Annotated in this window: 14 protein-coding genes; 6 read left to right on the top strand and 8 right to left on the bottom strand. The window is 66.2% G+C overall.

Features of this window, described 5'->3' with window-relative positions; translation table 11 throughout:
- Positions 1-463, top strand: a 463-nt coding sequence (locus tag EQG76_RS02715; protein ID WP_200840508.1) for a restriction endonuclease, incomplete at its 5' end; no start/stop codon positions are given.
- A gap of 445 nt (positions 464-908) precedes the next feature.
- Positions 909-1,718, top strand: coding sequence for a hypothetical protein (locus tag EQG76_RS02710; protein WP_159710398.1), 810 nt, complete (start codon positions 909-911; stop codon positions 1,716-1,718).
- Between the two features lie 190 nt (positions 1,719-1,908).
- On the opposite strand, the gene EQG76_RS02705 is transcribed toward EQG76_RS02710, so the two are convergent.
- Positions 1,909-2,451 carry a DUF488 domain-containing protein gene (locus tag EQG76_RS02705; RefSeq protein ID WP_159710395.1) on the bottom strand — a complete coding sequence of 181 codons (543 nt, stop codon included), beginning with the start codon at positions 2,449-2,451 and terminating at the stop codon, positions 1,909-1,911.
- Between the two features lie 169 nt (positions 2,452-2,620).
- On the opposite strand from EQG76_RS02705, the gene EQG76_RS02700 reads away from it, so the two are divergent.
- A complete protein-coding gene (locus EQG76_RS02700) occupies positions 2,621-2,902 on the top strand; it encodes a type II toxin-antitoxin system RelE/ParE family toxin (protein WP_159710393.1) in 282 nt (93 codons plus the stop codon).
- Entirely contained in the window at positions 2,877-3,293 is a 417-nt protein-coding gene (locus EQG76_RS02695; protein WP_159710391.1) for a HigA family addiction module antitoxin, read from the top strand. The genes EQG76_RS02700 and EQG76_RS02695 overlap by 26 nt, the downstream gene beginning before the upstream one ends.
- 61 nt (positions 3,294-3,354) lie before the next feature.
- On the opposite strand, the gene EQG76_RS02690 is transcribed toward EQG76_RS02695, so the two are convergent.
- The 3 genes from EQG76_RS02690 to EQG76_RS02680 all read right to left on the bottom strand — a co-directional run bounded on the left by EQG76_RS02690 (position 3,355) and on the right by EQG76_RS02680 (position 9,384).
- Positions 3,355-3,912 (bottom strand): hypothetical protein, encoded by a 558-nt coding sequence (locus EQG76_RS02690; protein WP_159710389.1) that lies wholly within the window; start codon positions 3,910-3,912, stop codon positions 3,355-3,357.
- A 709-nt stretch (positions 3,913-4,621) separates the two neighbouring features.
- The gene (locus EQG76_RS02685; RefSeq protein ID WP_159710387.1) at positions 4,622-5,662 is read right to left on the bottom strand and encodes an AlbA family DNA-binding domain-containing protein; all 1,041 of its coding nucleotides are present in this window, start codon (positions 5,660-5,662) and stop codon (positions 4,622-4,624) included.
- A 56-nt stretch (positions 5,663-5,718) separates the two neighbouring features.
- On the bottom strand, positions 5,719-9,384 hold the full coding sequence (locus EQG76_RS02680; RefSeq protein ID WP_159710385.1) for a vitamin B12-dependent ribonucleotide reductase: 3,666 nt from the start codon (positions 9,382-9,384) through the stop codon (positions 5,719-5,721).
- Positions 9,385-10,055: 671 nt separating this feature from the next.
- On the opposite strand from EQG76_RS02680, the gene EQG76_RS02675 reads away from it, so the two are divergent.
- Entirely contained in the window at positions 10,056-10,448 is a 393-nt protein-coding gene (locus tag EQG76_RS02675; protein ID WP_235031177.1) for an NADH:ubiquinone oxidoreductase subunit NDUFA12, read from the top strand.
- A 557-nt stretch (positions 10,449-11,005) separates the two neighbouring features.
- Here the strand turns inward: EQG76_RS02675 and EQG76_RS02670 are convergent.
- Genes EQG76_RS02670 through EQG76_RS02660 form a run of 3 tightly spaced genes read right to left on the bottom strand, consistent with a single transcriptional unit; the run spans position 11,006 to position 13,424 of the window.
- The gene (locus tag EQG76_RS02670) at positions 11,006-11,671 is read right to left on the bottom strand and encodes a DsbA family protein (RefSeq protein ID WP_159710381.1); all 666 of its coding nucleotides are present in this window, start codon (positions 11,669-11,671) and stop codon (positions 11,006-11,008) included.
- A 49-nt stretch (positions 11,672-11,720) separates the two neighbouring features.
- Complete coding sequence (locus EQG76_RS02665; protein ID WP_200840507.1) at positions 11,721-12,194, bottom strand: VOC family protein; 474 nt, start codon at positions 12,192-12,194, stop codon at positions 11,721-11,723.
- Between the two features lie 51 nt (positions 12,195-12,245).
- A complete protein-coding gene (locus EQG76_RS02660) occupies positions 12,246-13,424 on the bottom strand; it encodes an NAD(P)/FAD-dependent oxidoreductase (protein WP_159710377.1) in 1,179 nt (392 codons plus the stop codon).
- A gap of 232 nt (positions 13,425-13,656) precedes the next feature.
- On the opposite strand from EQG76_RS02660, the gene EQG76_RS02655 reads away from it, so the two are divergent.
- Entirely contained in the window at positions 13,657-15,132 is a 1,476-nt protein-coding gene (locus tag EQG76_RS02655) for a trimethylamine methyltransferase family protein (protein ID WP_407925496.1), read from the top strand.
- Here the strand turns inward: EQG76_RS02655 and EQG76_RS02650 are convergent.
- Positions 15,089-16,355 (bottom strand): MFS transporter (locus tag EQG76_RS02650; RefSeq protein WP_159710373.1); only part of this gene is annotated, 1,267 nt, incomplete at its 5' end. The genes EQG76_RS02655 and EQG76_RS02650 overlap by 44 nt on opposite strands.

The raw sequence follows: 16,355 nt of genomic DNA, 5'->3' as shown, positions 1-16,355 counted from the left end.
GCCGGCCAGGCAGCAGGCCTTCTTCGCCGCGGAGTTCCGCAGCTTCGCCATCGCGCTGCTGGACGAGGCGGCGCGGCAGAAGCGGACCAAGGCGCTGGGCTCGCTGAAACCCGGGCGCAAGCTGTCGGGGCGCGATTTCGAGCAGTTCTGCATGGAGGAGCTGCGCAAGCAGGACTGGCGGGCGCGCGTCACCGGGGCCAGCGGCGACCAGGGGGCGGACATCATCGCCGAACACAAGGGCAAGGCGGTGGTGTTCCAGTGCAAGTACCACTCGGCGCCGATCGGCAACAAGGCGGTCCAGGAAGTCGCCGCCGCGCGGCAGCACTACCAGGCGCACGCCGCCTGCGTGGTGTCGAACCAGGGCTATACCCGCGCGGCACGGGCGCTGGCGGCGACCAACAACGTGTTCCTGATCCACTATAGCGAGCTGGCCGGGTTCAAGCGGATGGCATTCGCCCGCTAGGGCCGGGCTTGCGCACGATCCTGCCCAGGCGGTTGCCGGCGCTGTGGCGCCGTCCTTGGCAGTCCGAAGTGGCTTCCGCGCGCCCGTGGCATCGAGTGATCGCAATCACAGATCCCGCGAAAAAGATGAGCGATAGTTCTTAGCATCATCAGATCGAGATCAGACAGAGCCCGCGTAACGTCAATGTGGAACGACATGATCTCGTGGCTGATGATAAGTTCAAGCTTCGCGCGACGACCTCAGTTGCAAAGGTAAGATGTACTTTGTCTGCGTGTTGCACGCCGACGATAGTGCATCAGGCCCAACGCTCACTGCATCGTCAGCCACGCCGCGGACGATTTCGCCCTCAGCCGAGGTTCCCGGCCCGGCGCCGACACTGGCGCCGAAGGAGCGACCTTGACCTCAGGGGCGGCCCGTTCCGGCGCCAACCGCAAAGGACGCCAACATGTCGCTTCACCAGTTCAAGAAGATCGCGCTTGCTTCCGCCCTCCTGTCCTCCGCCATCGCCACGGACAGCCTTGCCCAGGGCCAGCGCGCCGCTCAGGCACCGGACAGCATCGTCGCCACGCTGGAGCTCGACGATGGCAGCACGGTGCAGTTCCTCGAGCCGACGCCCGGCCTGATCGCGATCCACGCCGACGTGCCGCTGGCCGGCAAGAAGGGCGCGCAGCCCGGCTTCATCAATGGCGTAAGCGTCGAGCAACTGGAATCCCTGTCGTCGGTCGAGCAGTACCGGCTCCTGTCCAAGGGCCAGGCGGTCCCGGCCACACTGGCCCAGGCGCAGCAGCGCATCGCGCAGGTCAGGGCCATGCAGCCCCGTGCCGGCAGCCCGCCGGCCGTCTCGATCCCGGCCGGCGACGGCAAGGCGAAGAGCAGCCGCGCGCTGACCGGTGCCACCGAGGCGATGAGCACCCGCGCGCTGGTCGCCGATACCGGCAGCTGGTTCAACTCGAACTACTGCGCCAAGAGCGGCTTCACCTATTCCTACTGCTGGCTGTACCGGACGGGGGATGGCTATGTGCAGCGCCGCTCGAACTGGATCCGGTCGATCGCCTATCCCTATCGCGGCAACGTCCAGCACAAGCTCGAATACGAGACCTGCACCCTGTTCTGGTGCAGATGGAACACCTTCCTGAGCGCCACGGTGCTGCAGGGGCACTGGAACTGGCAGTCGGCCAACGGCAACTTCAACTACAAGGCCTCGCTCTACGAAGCCGCTGGCGATGGCTGGCACTTCTCCGTCTATGGCGGCTAGGCCGGCTCCCGCGCCGATCGAGAGGTAGTACCGGAGCGCGGGAGCCCTGGTCCATCACCAGGCACCGGCGGCGAACCGGTCCTCCCTCCGGTGCCCCAAAAGCTTGGCAGTCGCCTGCAGGAGCGGTCCCATTCCGGATGGGGCCGCTTCGGCATTTCCTGCATCCTGGCGGCCGGTGGGCCGCCCGCCCTCAGGCCGGATCGGCCGGCGGATAGACCAGACTCCCGTCCGGTGCCGGCCGGGCGGCCGGGGTGAGGCGGGCCGGCTCGGTCTTGCCCGGTCCCATGATATGGCAGACGGTCTCGCCGGCCGCGATCAGATAGTCGGCGATGATGCGGCGATGGCAGCGCCACCAGACCGCCTCGGCGCACATGATGGCGCAGCGCTGTGCCTGGCCCAGGCCGCGCAGCTCCGCCAGGCCCGCCTGAAAAGCCGGGGTCGCGGCATGGTCGGCATAGTTGCGGAAGCTGGTGTTCTCCCAGAAGCCGTTCGGGGATGGGGCCTTGTCCTTCCGGCGCCCGCGCAGCCCGCCCAGGGCGGCGATGTGCCGGTAGCCGATGCCAAAGGCTGCCAGCTCGCCCGGCAGGCTGTCCCGGTTGAACTGGGGGTTGGTCCGCGACCGGGGCACCGTGCGGACGTCGACCAGCATCGTCACGGCCGCTTTCTGCAGGAGGGCCACGAACTCCGGCAGGGTCCGGGTCGAGTGGCCGATGGTGAAGAAGGGCGGGGTCATGATGTGGCAGCTTCGCCGGGATCGATCGCGGCCGCCAGGGGAGAAGCCGCGTCAGGGCGGAGGGCCGCAGGTTCGAGGGCAGGATGATGGCCTCACCTGCTGCGACCCCGGAAATGCCATCCGGAAGTGTTACGCTTGACGTAACGGAAGGCCCACGCCATCTTGCGGCATGATCCGGAGCTTCGCCGACCAGCGGACCGCGGACCTGTTCCGTGGCTATGCACCGCGACGCCTGGATCGTCGCCTGGCGCAGCGGGCAGCCGACAAGCTGCGGATGATCGATGCGGCGCGCCGGGTCGAGGATTTGCGGGTGCCGCCTGGCAACCGGCTGGAGAAGCTGTCCGGCGACTTGGCCGGCTTCTGGTCGATCCGGGTCAACGACCAGTGGCGGATCGTGTTCCGGTTCGAGCGGGAGGATGCTTTCGATGTCCAGTTCGTCGACTACCACTGAGCAGACGAGCATCGCGCGGGAGGATCTCGACCGGCTGCCGATCGGGGAGGATGCCGACCCACAGCGCCTCCTGCCGACCCATCCGGGCCGCGTGCTACGCGAGGACTTCCTGATCCCGCTCGGGCTCTCGGCACGCAGGCTGGCGGCAGCCTTGCACGTGCCGGCCAACCGGATCACGGCGATCCTCAACGGCGAGCGGGCGGTGACGGCGGAGACGGCGTTGCGGCTGGCGCGGTATTTCGGCGGCGATGCGGAATGGTGGCTGCGGTTGCAGGCCGCTTACGACCGCGAGGTCGCGGAGGATGCGCTGCGGGAGGAACTGGCGGCGATCGTTCCGCGCATCGCGGAGCCTCCAGCGACCGACCGGCATCGAGGAGCGCCGCACGAGTGAGATACGGCCGCATACAAGAAACAGAGCCTGACCCCGTGGCCTCGCGCATCAGCGACGATGCTCACCGCGCATCCAGCCCATCGCGGTAGTCGTTCAGGCCGGCGTCGACCGAGGAGGGGGCTTCGATCCATTCCTGCATCGGCAGGCCGGTGACCGGGTCGCGTGCCGGGATCGGCAGCATCATGATCCGCTTGGCTGCGGCGCGACGCTCTTCCTCGGTGATCTTCTCCTCCTGCATGTTGTCCCAGTCGCGACCGTCCGGATAGCCGCCGACCATCACGATGTCGGGGCTCGACCCGGTCATCTGGTGCGAGACGCCGGCCGGCATGACGATCACGTCGCCTGCCTCGATGCGGACCCTGGTCCCGCTGCGGCCGAACAGCTCCACCTCCATCCAGCCGACGGCGCAGCCCAGGCATTCATGGGTCGTCGAGTGGAAATGCGGGTAGGTGTAGATGCCGGGATAGGTCCAGTTGTTGAGCCAGCCGTTCTCGCGAAAGCGTGCCCTCACTGCGTCCGTCCCGCCGCTGGGGATCCCGGCGCGATGGACGAGCAGCGGGAACCGGCTGTTGGGCAGCATCCCGACCGGTCGCGACTGGTACTGTTCCGTCTCTGGCATGGCTCCCCCCGCGGTTCCTGCTGTCGGGGCCTTGCGCCCCGTTGTCGTGCAGTGGCGAGTCGATAAGGTCGAACAGTCATGCCGCCCCGCCTCGCTGAACTGTATCAGGGCGGGAACGTGCAAATCCACATGCGAACCGGGTTCGCACCCCTGCCGCAGCCGGAGGGGGAAGGTGATGGACTCGCTCGCGCTCGGGTCCATCCTTCCAGCACGACCTCGGCGACGACTCGCAGGTTCGCCGTGTCGATCGCGTTCACCCCAATCCCGCCGCCATGCATGTGCAGGCCATCGAGGAAGAGCACTCGGCTGACGACGCTGAACTCCGCCATCGCCAATAGGCGGCCGACTGGCGTCTGGTCTCCACCGTTATGATCGGTCAGGTGTTTTGTCGTGGAGGAGAGAGAAGCTAACGTCAGTGGACGACTAAGTCATCATTACTGAGGTAGATGTTCAAGTATGGACGGGAGCGGGTATGAAACCCCACCTTCCGCACGATCAACTTTGGGAATGAGTGCCAATAGTGCAAAATTAACACCAAGCAACTATCCGAAGATGCTAGCCTTGGCGTCATTGGATGCCACTATCGAGCATCTAGTTGACTATCCGAAAGTCGCCATTCGAATCAAGGTTCGGTGTTCCTGAAAGACCAACAGCATTGCGAAACAGATCAAAGCTATGCTTTAATAGCTTAGGTTTCCAGTTGCTATAATCATTCAGAAATATAGGTGATCCAGCAACAGTTCTTTCTACAATTGGGTATTCCTAGTTCTAAGGAATTCCAATTCTCCATCTTCATAACAGCGCCTTGGGCTTTGTCTAGCGTCAAATAGATGACTAAGGGAGCGCTAATGCCATACTGTCTTATTGCATCCAGAAATTCTGGAATCTTTCTTACTACCATAGCCTCGTATCTGAAGTCAATCTGAGATGGCCCATCCCCCAAGGAGCTAAAAATGTTCAAGCTTTCGATCTGTCCGCTACGAAACAACATAGAATAATTTCGAGTAGGAGTTCGTTTTTCAGTATCGGAGCGATGTTTACACACACCTTCAATGCAAAAGCTCCAGTCGGAGTCGCCTGTCGCATCTGAGAGAAAAGGTACCTTTGCGAGATTATCAAGGTCGTCAATTTCGACTGTTTGCAGACTGTTCAGAGAGCTAAAAGGTATGATGTGGAGAATGAGCCGAACGCCATTGCGGAGAGGGCACGGAGTCCTTTGTCCTAACGTCGCAAGACGTTCCTGGCGAAATTTCTCCGCACCTTCCACTAGACTGCCGGTACATAGGAATGATGTACGGAGCTCGTAGAAATCCATTGGAGCGTTCCCCCCAGGAGTTCTAAGCCAGAATTGGGGTTTTGTTTTGAAGCTAACTCGGTGCGGCGAATTGAAACTTTGTGGAACGTAGATTATAAGGCAGTATTGGTTTGAATGTATTTCTACAAATCTCAGGTTAACCCCGTAAAGTCCGGGCTCGATCCCATCAACTATGATGCTTAGTAAACGCAATTTCTCTTTGTCGGTATCGAGCACCGTGAATGGCGTCAGCTCACATGCTATCCCCTGTTCCTCGCGCATACCAATTATTAGATGGCCTCCAGAGCTATTTGCAAAGGCCGATATATCCTTTAAGAAATTTTTTCTCGATTCTTCATTGTCGCCATATGGATCTCGCTTGTAGTCAAGCACTCGAGATTCTTCGGCGGCATTGTCTATGAGGCTTTGAAGATGCTCCAGGCGAATATCGTCCAATATAATGGGGAGCATCCTCAAGCCTTTGCTAACGCGGTGTGTGGTTTATATTGTAGTCAACTGCATCCCGTCGTCGACCCGCACGTGTCGCACTTCAGGCAGGTCCCGTTCCGCACCAGCGTGAAGTGGCCGCAGGACGGGCAGGGGTCCCCCTCGTAGCCCTTCAGCCGCGCCATCTGCGCCTTCTGGATCCGCTCGGCCTCGGCCTGGCGGGCAGGGTCGGTGGCGGTGGTCTTCGGGCGCTCCAGGACGGCGGTGTCGCCGGCACGGGTGTCGGCGTAGGCGGTGGGGGTGGGGGTGGTGCCGCCGTTGCCGTTGCCATTGCCGTGGTGGTGGCCGTTGCCCCCATGACCATTGCCGCCGGCGAGCAGGCGCAGGTTGCCGCGGACGAAGCCGACCGAGGCGTACTTCTTGACCTCTTCCTCCTCGTCGAGCAGTTCGCCTTCCTTGGTGCCCTTGCCGATCGCATCGTGGCGCAGGTCGGCGGGGTCGACCGAGGCCAGGTCGGTGCGGTCGAGATAGGAGATGGCGAGCTCGCGGAAGATATAGTCGAGGACCGAGGTCGCCATCTTGATCGTGTCGTTGCCCTGGACGGGGCCCGACGGGTCGAAGCGGGTGAAGCTGAAGGCTTCCACCAGCTCCTCCAGCGGCACGCCGTACTGCAGGCCGATCGAGACGGCGATGGCGAAGCTGTTCATCAGGCTGCGGAAGGCAGCGCCTTCCTTGTGCATGTCGATGAAGATCTCGCCGAGCTTGCCGTCCTCGTACTCGCCGGTGCGCAGATAGACCTTGTGGCCGCCGACCACCGCCTTCTGGGTGTAGCCCTTGCGGCGGGTCGGCAGCTTCTTGCGGCCGGCCACGTGGCGCTCGACGATCTTCTCGACGACGTTGACCACACGCTGCGGGGTGGGATGCTGCTCCTCCTCGTCGTCCTCGATGTCGTCCAGCGCGATCGAGGAGAGCGGCTGGGAGAGCTTGGAGCCGTCGCGATAGAGGGCCAGGGCCTTGAGGCCCAGGCGCCAGCCCAGCAGATAGGCGTCCGAGCAGTCCTCCACCGAGGCGGTGGCGGGCATGTTGATGGTCTTGGAGATCGCACCGGAGATGAAGGGCTGGGCGGCCGCCATCATCCGGATGTGGCTCTCGGTGGAAAGGTAGCGCTTGCCCTTGCGGCCGCACGGGTTGGCGCAGTCGAACACCGGCAGGTGCTTGTCCTGGAGGTGCGGTGCGCCTTCGACGGTCATGGCACCGCAGACGAAGGTGTTGGCGGCCTCGACCTCGTCGCGGTTGAAGCCCAGCGCCTTGAACATGTCGAACTTGAAGTCGTTCAACTGCTCGTCGGTGAGCTTCAGCACCTCCTTGCAGAAGGCCTCGCCCAGCGTGAACTTGTTGAAGACGTAGCGGATGTCGAAGGCGGACGGGAGCGCCTGCTCGAGCTTGGCCAGGACCTCGGGGGTGAAGCCGCGCGCCGCCAGCGTCTCGTGGTTGATCGCGGGCGAGCCCTTGAGGGTGCCGTGGCCCACGGCGTAGCGGATGATGTCCTCGATCTGCTCAGGCGTGTAGCCCAGCGTCTTGAGGGCTTCCGGCGCCATGCGGTTGATGATCTTGAAGTAGCCGCCGCCGGCCAGCTTCTTGAACTTCACGAGAGCGAAGTCGGGCTCGATGCCGGTCGTGTCGCAGTCCATCACCAAGCCGATCGTGCCGGTGGGGGCGATCACCGAGACCTGGGCGTTGCGCACGCCGGCCTCGGTGGCGGTCGCGACCGCCCGGTCCCAGGCAGAGCGGGCGGCTTCCACGATCGCGGGCTGCGGGCAGGACGCGGCGTCGAGCGGCACCGGGTTGATGTGCAGGTTCTCGTAGCCGCTGGCCTTGGACCACGCGGCGGCCTGGTGGTTGCGCAGGACGCGCAGCGTGGCGTCGCGGTTCTCCGGATAGCCCGGGAAGGGACCCTGCTCCTTGGCCATTTCGGCCGAGACCAGATAGGCCTCGCCGGTCATGAGCGCGGTGATGGCACCGCACAGGGCGCGGCCCTCGGGGCTGTCATAGGAGAAGCCGGACGCCATGAGCAGGCCGCCGAGATTGGCGAACCCTAAGCCCAGCGTGCGGAACTTCCAGGACAGTTCGGCGATGGTGCGGGACGGGAACTGCGCCATCACCACCGAGACCTCGAGGACGATCGTCCACAGGCGCACGGCATGGCGGAACGCCGCCACGTCGAAGGAGCCGTCCTCCTTCTTGAAGGTCATCAGGTTCAAGGACGCCAGGTTGCAGGCGGTGTCGTCCAGGAACATGTACTCGGAGCACGGGTTGGACGCGTTGATCCGCCCCGAGGCCGGGCAGGTGTGCCAGTCGTTGATGGTGGTGTCGTACTGGATGCCAGGGTCAGCCGAGGCCCAGGCGGCGAGGCTGATCTTGTCCCAGAGGTCCTTGGCCTGGATGGTCTTCTTCACCTTGCCGTCGGTGCGGCGGGTCAGCTGCCACTCGGCACCTGCCTGAACCTTGGCCAGGAAGTCGTCGGAGACGCGCACCGAGTTGTTGGAGTTCTGGCCCGAGACCGTGACATAGGCCTCGCTGTCCCAGTCGGCGCGATAGGTCGGCACGTCGATGTGGCGGAAGCCCTGGCGGGCGAACAGAATCGCCTGCTGGATGGCACCAGCGGGCAGGGCCACCTTCTTGGCGTCGCGCACGGCCTTGCGCAGGGCCGGGTTGTCGTGCGGGTCGAACCGGTCCTTGCCGGCGAAGCTCTCGTCATGGCAGGCGGACAGGATCGCCTGGACATGGGTGCGCAGGAGCTGGGAGCCGGCGACGAGGGCAGCGACCTTCTGCTCCTCGACCACCTTCCACATCACATATTCTTCGATGTCGGGATGGTCGACGTCGACCGTCACCATCTTGGCGGCGCGGCGCGTGGTGCCGCCCGACTTGATCGCCCCTGCCGCCCGGTCGCCGATCTTGAGGAAGCTCATCAGGCCGGACGACTTGCCGCCGCCCGAGAGCGGCTCGTTCACGCCGCGGAGTGCCGAGAAGTTGGTGCCGGTGCCGGAGCCGTACTTGAACAGGCGCGCCTCGCGGATCCACAGATCCATGATGCCGCCCTCGTTCACCAGGTCGTCGTTGATCGACTGGATGAAGCAGGCGTGCGGCTGCGGCCGCTCATAGGCCGACGACGAGGCAGAGACCTGGCCAGTCTTGTGGTCGGCCCAGAAATGGCCCTGGGCCGGGCCGTCGATGCCATAGGCCCAGTGGAGGCCGGTGTTGAACCATTGCGGCGAGTTGGGGGCGGCCATCTGGCTGGCCAGCATGAAGCGCAGCTCGTCGAAGAAGGCGCGGGCGTCCTCCTCCCCATCGAAATAGCCGCCCTTCCAGCCCCAATAGGTCCAGGTGCCGGCCAGCCGGTCGAACACCTGCTTGGCGGAATGCTCGCCGGTGGTCCGCTCATGCGCCGGCAGCTCGGCCAGCGATGGGTCGGGGAGGTGGCGCTGCAGCCAGGCCGGGACGCCCTTCTCCTTGGCGCTCACCAGCTTCGCCGGCACGCCGGCCTTGCGGAAATATTTCTGGGCGAGCACGTCGACGGCGACCTGCGACCAGGATGCCGGTACCTCGGCGTCGTCCAGGCGGAACACCACCGAGCCGTCGGGATTGCGGATCTCCGACACCGCGGAACGCCATTCGATCCGGGCATAGGGGTCCTGGCCAGCCTCGGTGAAAGAGCGTTCGATCCGCATGTTCCGTTCTCCCGGTCCCTGTTCCCGCCAGCAGCGAGAGTGTTCCTGCTCTGTTCCTGCGGCAAGCCCGATCTTATCCAGACTTATCCACAGGACGTGCACCGTCGCCTCCCTGACCGGTCGGACAGGGTCGCATCAGCCATCGCTGACAGTGCTCAATGGTCCTTGATCTTCTGCCAATCCTACGGCCCGTAGGGCATTCTCTCAATCGGCAGGTGTAAGTCATCCACAAGAAATTTGCGTTCTGCGCGATAACGCCTGAGACCCGTAGCGCTTTCGCCACGCCGGCAGCGCATCGCTGCGCTCCGGAACCCCAGACGTAGGGGCGTTTACGCGTCTTGCCCCTAGATATAGTCCATTCGGCACCCGCCGGCAACGCCATCCAGTGCCGCATCAGCACCCGATCCGAGCCGTGATCAGGCGATGGGGGCAGGGGATTGATGCGAAGAGTTGTCGAGGCTGATCATGGTTCCCTGGATGCCACGATCAATCTCCACCGCACTCAGGTGGCATCAGTCTGCGCACTCAATCGACAGGAATATGATCCGGACAGGGTTGCCCGGGCCGGAGATCTGGACATTTGCCGCCCGTGGCAGCACATGTCCCGCCGGATACCGGCACGGCCGGAGCCCGTCCATCCTGGGGGCTCCGATTTTCCGCGGAGTGCGACCTTGCTGAAGTGGCTGAGCTTCAACGCCCTGGGGACCTGGCTCACGACCCGATTCCGTGGCGAGCTGGTCGGCCAGGACGAGCTGGGCAACCGCTACTACCGCAGCAGGGAGAAGGGCCTGAACGCGCAGGACTGGCGAGCCGAGCGCCGTTGGGTGGTCTATCCGGACGGGGTCGAGCCGGAGCCGACCCTGGTGCCGCCGGGCTGGAGCGGCTGGCTGCACAAGCGCTTCGAGCACCCGCCCACGGTGGCGCCGCTCCAGGTCAAGCCCTGGGAGAAGCCGGCCCTGCCGAACCTGACCGGCACGCCCTATGCCTATGTCCCGCCCGGCAGCGAGCGCGGCCGCGGCCAGCGTGACAGGGCCACCGGCGATTACGAGGCCTGGACGCCGTAGGGGCCCGTACGCGGCCTGGCCTGCGGGCGCAACGTGCTGCCGGCCGTGGGGCAGGGCCTTCGGCCTGCTGTGCCTGACCAGGGATCGCAGCGATCGACCGGCCGCCAGGGCCGATGCGGCTCCGGGACTGGAGCCCATCATGGCGGGCCGGTTCTTTCGCGCGAAGCTTTGCGGCAATGCGTGGACAAGCAGAACGAGCTGAGCGCCGCGTCGCCGGAGCTGGGGTGGATGGAAGCGTCACTGGCGGCGGAGACGGCCGCGATCGACGAGCTGAGTGCCCTGATCGAGCGCCGGGAAGGGCTGGTGAACCGGTACAGCCGGAAGTCCGTCGACGAGTTCAATGCGCTGGTCGACCAGCAGCGCTGGGCCGTTCGCAGCTACGATGACCGGCTGGCCCGGGTGAACGAGCGGTTCGCGGTGCACAACAGGTCGGTCGACCGGTTCAATGCGGCCGGTTCAATGCGGACTGTGCCGGGAGGGAGTACGACGAGGATGCCACGCAGGCGATCCTGTCGGAGCGGTGACGCTGCCGTCTCCGGCCGCCTGTCCAGGAACCGTCAGGTGCGGCTGGAAAGGGGCCGGGCGGGTGATGCCGGCGCCAGGGCTGCCCGGCCGAGTGCCAGGTCGGCGAACACGGCGATGCTCTCGATGGGCTGGCAGCCCACCAGCGCATCGCCATGGCGGTCCAGGATCACCGGCACGGCACCCACCGCCGAGACCGGCAGGGGAATGACCGGCAATTCGCCGCTGCCGGTCGGCACCCCGGCCTCGGCGGCGATCCGGTCCAGTACGTCCGGGTCGCCGATGTCCTGGCCCTCGCTGAAGAAGGCATGGAAGATCCGGTCGACCACGACGGTGCCCCGGCCGCTGCGGGCTGCGGCCGCCACCAGCCGGTGGGCGGCGCTGGTATTCGGCTGGAGCCGGATCGCCGCCAGGTCGAACGGGATCCGCTCGGCCGCGGCGGCGGCACGGATCCGCTGCAGCCCGGCCTCGGCCGCGGCAGCGCCGCCATGGCGGCGGGTCAGCCAGGCCCGATAGGCGGTGCCGCGCGGCGGCAGGGTCGGGTCGATCTGGAAGGGCAGCCAGCACAGGCCGATGCCGCGGGGTGCCGTCACCTGGCGCAGCCGGTGCCAGGCCAGGCGGCACCAGGCGCAGGCGAAGTCGCCGGCAAAGCCCAGCCGGGCCGGCCCGTGATCTCGATCCAGCGCCAGGCCTAGCTGCATGGCGCGCCTGCCTGATCGGACTGAGTGTCGCTGATGGAGCGCTCAATGCTCATGCGGGTTTATCCACAGGCTGTGGAGCGTCTGGTTCGATGCCGGCTGTTGCATTCCTGCCACGGAGGTCAGCCATGCCCCAGATGAGCGGGCTGGCGATCTCCAGGCTGTTGCCGGCCGGGTCGCGGAAATAGAAGGAGCGGCTGCCGCGCGGCCAGGCCTGCTCGTGCTCGATCCGCACGCCCTGGCGCTCCAGCCGTTCCTTCCAGCCGTTCAGTTCCGATTCCGCCACGGCGAAGCAGGCATGGCCGGGGCCGGCCGCACCGTGGGCCGGGACCATTTCGTTGGCGCGGGCCGCCTCCGCGCGGAACAGGAGGAGCATGGCGTCGCGCAGGCGGAAGAACACGAAGACGCCGTCCTTGCGGCTGTCGACCTCCAGGCCCAGCACGTCGCGATAAAAGCGCTCCGCCGCTTCCAGGTCGTCGGCGTAGAGCACCGTCTCCAGAATGCAGTCGAGCCTGAAGCTGGTCACCGCCATCCTCCTCCCGGCTTCGTTGTCCTGGTTATCTAGGGCGGGCAGGGCTCAGATCACCGCCTGTTCCACCAGCGGACGGTTCTCGACGAGGCGCACCGGCGAGAGATCCGACAGGTCCAGGCTTTGGTAGGCGCCATGGACGATGAGCTCGGCCAGCCCCCGGCCGACCGCAGGAGCCTGCTGGATGCCGTGGCCGGAAAAGCCGGTGGCGGCATAAAGATTGATGAAGCCCGGCCACCGGCCGACCAGGCCGTTATGGTCGACCGTGTTCATCTCGTAGTAGCCGGCCCAGGAACTCATGACCTTCAGCCGCTCCAGGCTCGGGATCCGCTCGGCCAGGGCCGGCCACAGCCTTTCCTCGAAGCTGTCATGGTCGACCTCGAGCGGCAGATCGTCCGGATCCGGTTCATCGGCGAGCGGCGACATGCCGGACAGATAGTAGCGGCCCTCCGGGCGGAGCCAGAAGCCAGACGGGTCGATCAGGAGCGGGCAGGGTTCGAGGGGCTCCGGCGTGTCCAGCACGAACACCGAGCGCCGCCGGCCGCGCACGGGGATGTCGATGCCGAGCTTCAGGCCGACCTGCCCGGACCAGGGGCCGGCGGCGACCACCAGCGCGTCGCAGGGGACCCTGCTGCCGTCACCGAGCTCGACCCCCGTGACCCGCTCGCCGTCCCGGACGAAGCCGGTGGCCTCGCCATGCACGAAGCGGGCGCCATCGGCGATGGCCCGCTTGCGGAAGGCCTGAAGCAGGCCGTAGCCGTCGAACCAGCCTTCCTCGGCGAGGCCCAGCGAACCGAGTGCGATGCCCTCGGTGGACAGCCAGGGGAAGCGCGCGCGCAGGGCGTCGGGCTCGAGCAGCGCCACCTGGACGCCTTCGGCTCGCTGCAGCGCGTGCACCGCGCGCATGGTGGGCTCGGCGGCAGGCGGGGCCAGGAACAGATAGCCGCCATCCCGCAGGCCGATCTCCGGCAGCTCGCCGTCCACGGCCAGGTGGCGGTGGGCTGCTTCCTTCAGAAAGGCATAGCCATAGGCGCCGATCGCCATGTTGACCGGCTGGAAGAACTGGCGGCGGATCGAGGAGGCGGACAGGGCCGAGGAGGCCTGGCGATAGGTGGGGTCGCGTTCGATCACCACGACCTCGCGCCCGAGGTCGGCCTGGCGCAGAAAGGCCGCGACCGCCGAACCGATCGCCCCGCCGCCGACGATCACCACCCTGCCTGCGTCCATGCCAAGCCCCGCTTTGTGCCCGAGCCGTCCCCTTGGACCCTCACCCCAGTGCCGGCAAGTGCGGTCGTGGTCGCCCTCTTGTCGGAGTGGGTCAACTGGCTGGCGCAGGCAGGACAAGCCAAGCCGCCGCGGCTGTTCTACTGTCCGGGCGTCGGTCGTCCGGAGGAGGCGGATCGTGAGCACGTTGGTGGAAGGCAGGCGGGGCGGCCGGAGTGCCAGGCGCGCCGAGCGCATGTCGATGCGGGTCACCAGCCTGCCGACGCTCAAGCGGCGGATTCCCCTCTACGAGGTCCTCAACGACGAGGGCCTGGAGATGATCCACGACGGGTCCTGCCGGATCCTGCAGGAGATCGGCATCGACTTCCGCGATGCCGAGGCGCTGGCCCTGTGGAAGGATGCCGGCGCCGACGTCCGGGGCGCGCGGGTCCACATCCCGCGCGAACTGCTGACGTCGCTCCTGGCGAAGCTGCCGGACCAGTTCACGCTCACCGCACGCAATGCCGAACGCTCGGTGACGGTCGGCGGCGACAACACGATCTTCCTGCCTACCTACGGCTCGCCGTTCGTGCGCATGGAGGACGACGTCCGCCGCTACGGCACGATGGCGGACCTCGAGCGCTTCCACCGCCTGGCCTATATGAGCCCGGCCATCCACAACACCGGGCTGGTGATCTGCGAGCCCACCGACATCCCGGTGCCCAAGCGGCATCTGCACATCGTCCGCTCGCTCATCACGAACAGTGATAAGTCGTTCATGGGCCCGGTGACCGCACCGGAACGCGCCCAGGATGCGGTCGAGATGGCGAAGATCCTGTTCGGCGAGAGCGTCCTGCCCGATCAGGCGGTGATGGTGTCGCTGGTCAACTGCAATTCGCCGCTGGTCTGGGACGAGACCATGCTGGGAGCGCTCAAGGTCTATGCCCGGGCCGGCCAGCCGGTGATCTGCTCACCGTTCACCCTGGCCGGGGCCAACACGCCGGCCTCGGCGGCGGCGACCGTGGCCGAGCTGAACGCCGAGGCGATCTCGGCGCTGGCCTTCACCCAGCTCATCCGGCCGGGCTGCCCGATGGTCTATGGCCATTTCCTGGCGGCGGTCTCGATGAAGTCCGGGGCGCCGATGGCAGGCACCTCCGAGCTGGCGCTCATGAACCTGATGATCGGCCAGCTTGCGCGCAAGTATGGGGTGCCGTTCCGCTCGTCGGGCATGCTGACCGGCTCGAAGGTGACCGATGCCCAGGCGGGCTATGAGAGCGCCTTCAACATGTTCCCGATCATGCTGGCCGGCGCCCATTTGGTCATGCACACGGCCGGCTGGACAGAGGCGGGCCTGTGCGCATCGCTCGCCAAGTTCGCGCTCGATGCCGAGCAGATGGAGATGCTCTACAAGTTCGCGCAGGGGCCGCAGTTCGGCGATTTCGACGAGGCGATGACCAGCATCCGGGACGTGGGGCCGGGTGGCCACTTCCTGGGCACCGCGCACACCCAGGCCAATTTCCAGACCGCCTTCTTCATGCCGGAGCTGATGGACAACAACAGCTTCGAGCAATGGGCCCTGGAGGGCGAGAAGACGGCCCAGGCGCGCGGCATCGAGGCGGCGGTCCGGAAGCTCGCCGCCTTCGAGCCGCCGCCGATCGATCCCGGCGTGGTCGAGGCACTGGACGAGTTCATTGCGAAGCGCGAGGCGGTGCTGCCGGATGCGCTGACCTGACGGGCGTCACTTGGCCGTTCTGCAGGAGGGTCGGCCAGACGACGGTGCAGGCGAGTACCGCCACCAGGCCGATGCCGGCGACCAGGACGACGGCAGTGCTGCCATCCAGCCAGCTCGCCGCCAGCCCGAACTGCAGGAAGCCGAACGGGGCAAGGCCCATCGCACCCACCAGGATGCCAAGGGCGCGGCCGCGCAGATGCGATTCCGCGCCCTGGAGGATCAGCACCATCTGCATGGTGCCAAAGCAGGCCATGCCTACCCCGGCGAGCGCCGTGCAGGCCGCCGCGGTCCAGGGCGTGGTGGTGAAGCCGAACAGCACGACGGCGGCCAGGAACAGGAGCGTGCCCAGGCTGTAGATGCGCCGGAACCAGTGCGGCGGTGCCGCCAGGGTTATGGCGATCGAGCCGATGAAGGCGCCGGCACCTTCCGCGGAGACCAGGAGACCAGTGCCGACCGGGCCCAGGTTCATGACCTCCAGGGCGATCACCGGCACCAGGGACATGTAGGGAAAGCCCCAGAGGTTCATCGCGGCGGTCACCATGACGGTCCCGATCAGGATCGGCGTGGTGCGCACATAGCGCCAGCCTTCCTTCAAGGGGCCCAGGATCCGGATCGGCTCGGTGACCTTCTGCGCCTGGCCCGACGGTTTGACTCCCAGGATCATGAGCAGCGCCAGCCCGTGCAGGATCAGGCCCGCGGCCAGCACCCCGGTGAAGCCCAGCAGCGCCACGAGCGCGCCGCCCGTGGCGGGGCCGATCATGCGGGTGAAGTTGCTGGTGAGCTGCTCCAGGCCCATGCTCGTGCCGACCCGGTCCATGCCGGCGGCCTCGGCCAGCAGGCCACGCCGCATCGGCAGTTCGCCGGACCACAGCACGCCGCCCGCAATCGCCAGGCCGAAGGCCAGCGGCACATGGGGCTCGCCGTCGCTGCTCCACCAGGCTCCCAGGGCCAGCAGGACACAGATGGTCGACAGGCCGATCACCAGCAGCCTGCGCCGGTCCAACCGGTCCGCCAGCGTGCCGGCGATGCTGCCGAGCAGCAGGAGCGGCAGCATCCGGACGAACAGGACCAGGGCCACGGCCAGCGGCGAGGCCGTCCAGTCCAGCACCAGCACTCCGAACGACAGGATGTCCAGCCAGCGCGCGCACTGGATCACGGCACCAGCACCCCACAGGCGCAGCACCTCGGGATCGCGCAGCAATACCGCCGCTGCGGCCGGGCCA

The organism is Geminicoccus flavidas (assembly GCF_009806515.1).
GTDB classification, from domain to species: Bacteria; Pseudomonadota; Alphaproteobacteria; order Geminicoccales; family Geminicoccaceae; genus Geminicoccus; species Geminicoccus flavidus.
The sequence above is the reverse complement of the archived record's forward strand: the minus strand, read 5'-3'. Positions and strand labels throughout refer to the sequence as shown.

Bases quoted from the DNA above. Each gene is read 5' to 3' on its own strand.
- EQG76_RS02695 (WP_159710391.1), top strand. From the start codon at position 2,877: ATGTCCAGTTCGTCGACTACCACTGAGCAGACGAGCATCGCGCGGGAG.
- EQG76_RS02680 (WP_159710385.1), bottom strand. From the start codon at position 9,384: ATGCGGATCGAACGCTCTTTCACCGAGGCTGGCCAGGACCCCTATGCC.
- EQG76_RS02705 (WP_159710395.1), bottom strand. From the start codon at position 2,451: ATGACCCCGCCCTTCTTCACCATCGGCCACTCGACCCGGACCCTGCCG.
- EQG76_RS02710 (WP_159710398.1), top strand. From the start codon at position 909: ATGTCGCTTCACCAGTTCAAGAAGATCGCGCTTGCTTCCGCCCTCCTG.
- EQG76_RS02655 (WP_407925496.1), top strand. From the start codon at position 13,657: ATGTCGATGCGGGTCACCAGCCTGCCGACGCTCAAGCGGCGGATTCCC.
- EQG76_RS02700 (WP_159710393.1), top strand. From the start codon at position 2,621: ATGATCCGGAGCTTCGCCGACCAGCGGACCGCGGACCTGTTCCGTGGC.
- EQG76_RS02670 (WP_159710381.1), bottom strand. From the start codon at position 11,671: ATGCAGCTAGGCCTGGCGCTGGATCGAGATCACGGGCCGGCCCGGCTG.
- EQG76_RS02690 (WP_159710389.1), bottom strand. From the start codon at position 3,912: ATGCCAGAGACGGAACAGTACCAGTCGCGACCGGTCGGGATGCTGCCC.
- EQG76_RS02660 (WP_159710377.1), bottom strand. From the start codon at position 13,424: ATGGACGCAGGCAGGGTGGTGATCGTCGGCGGCGGGGCGATCGGTTCG.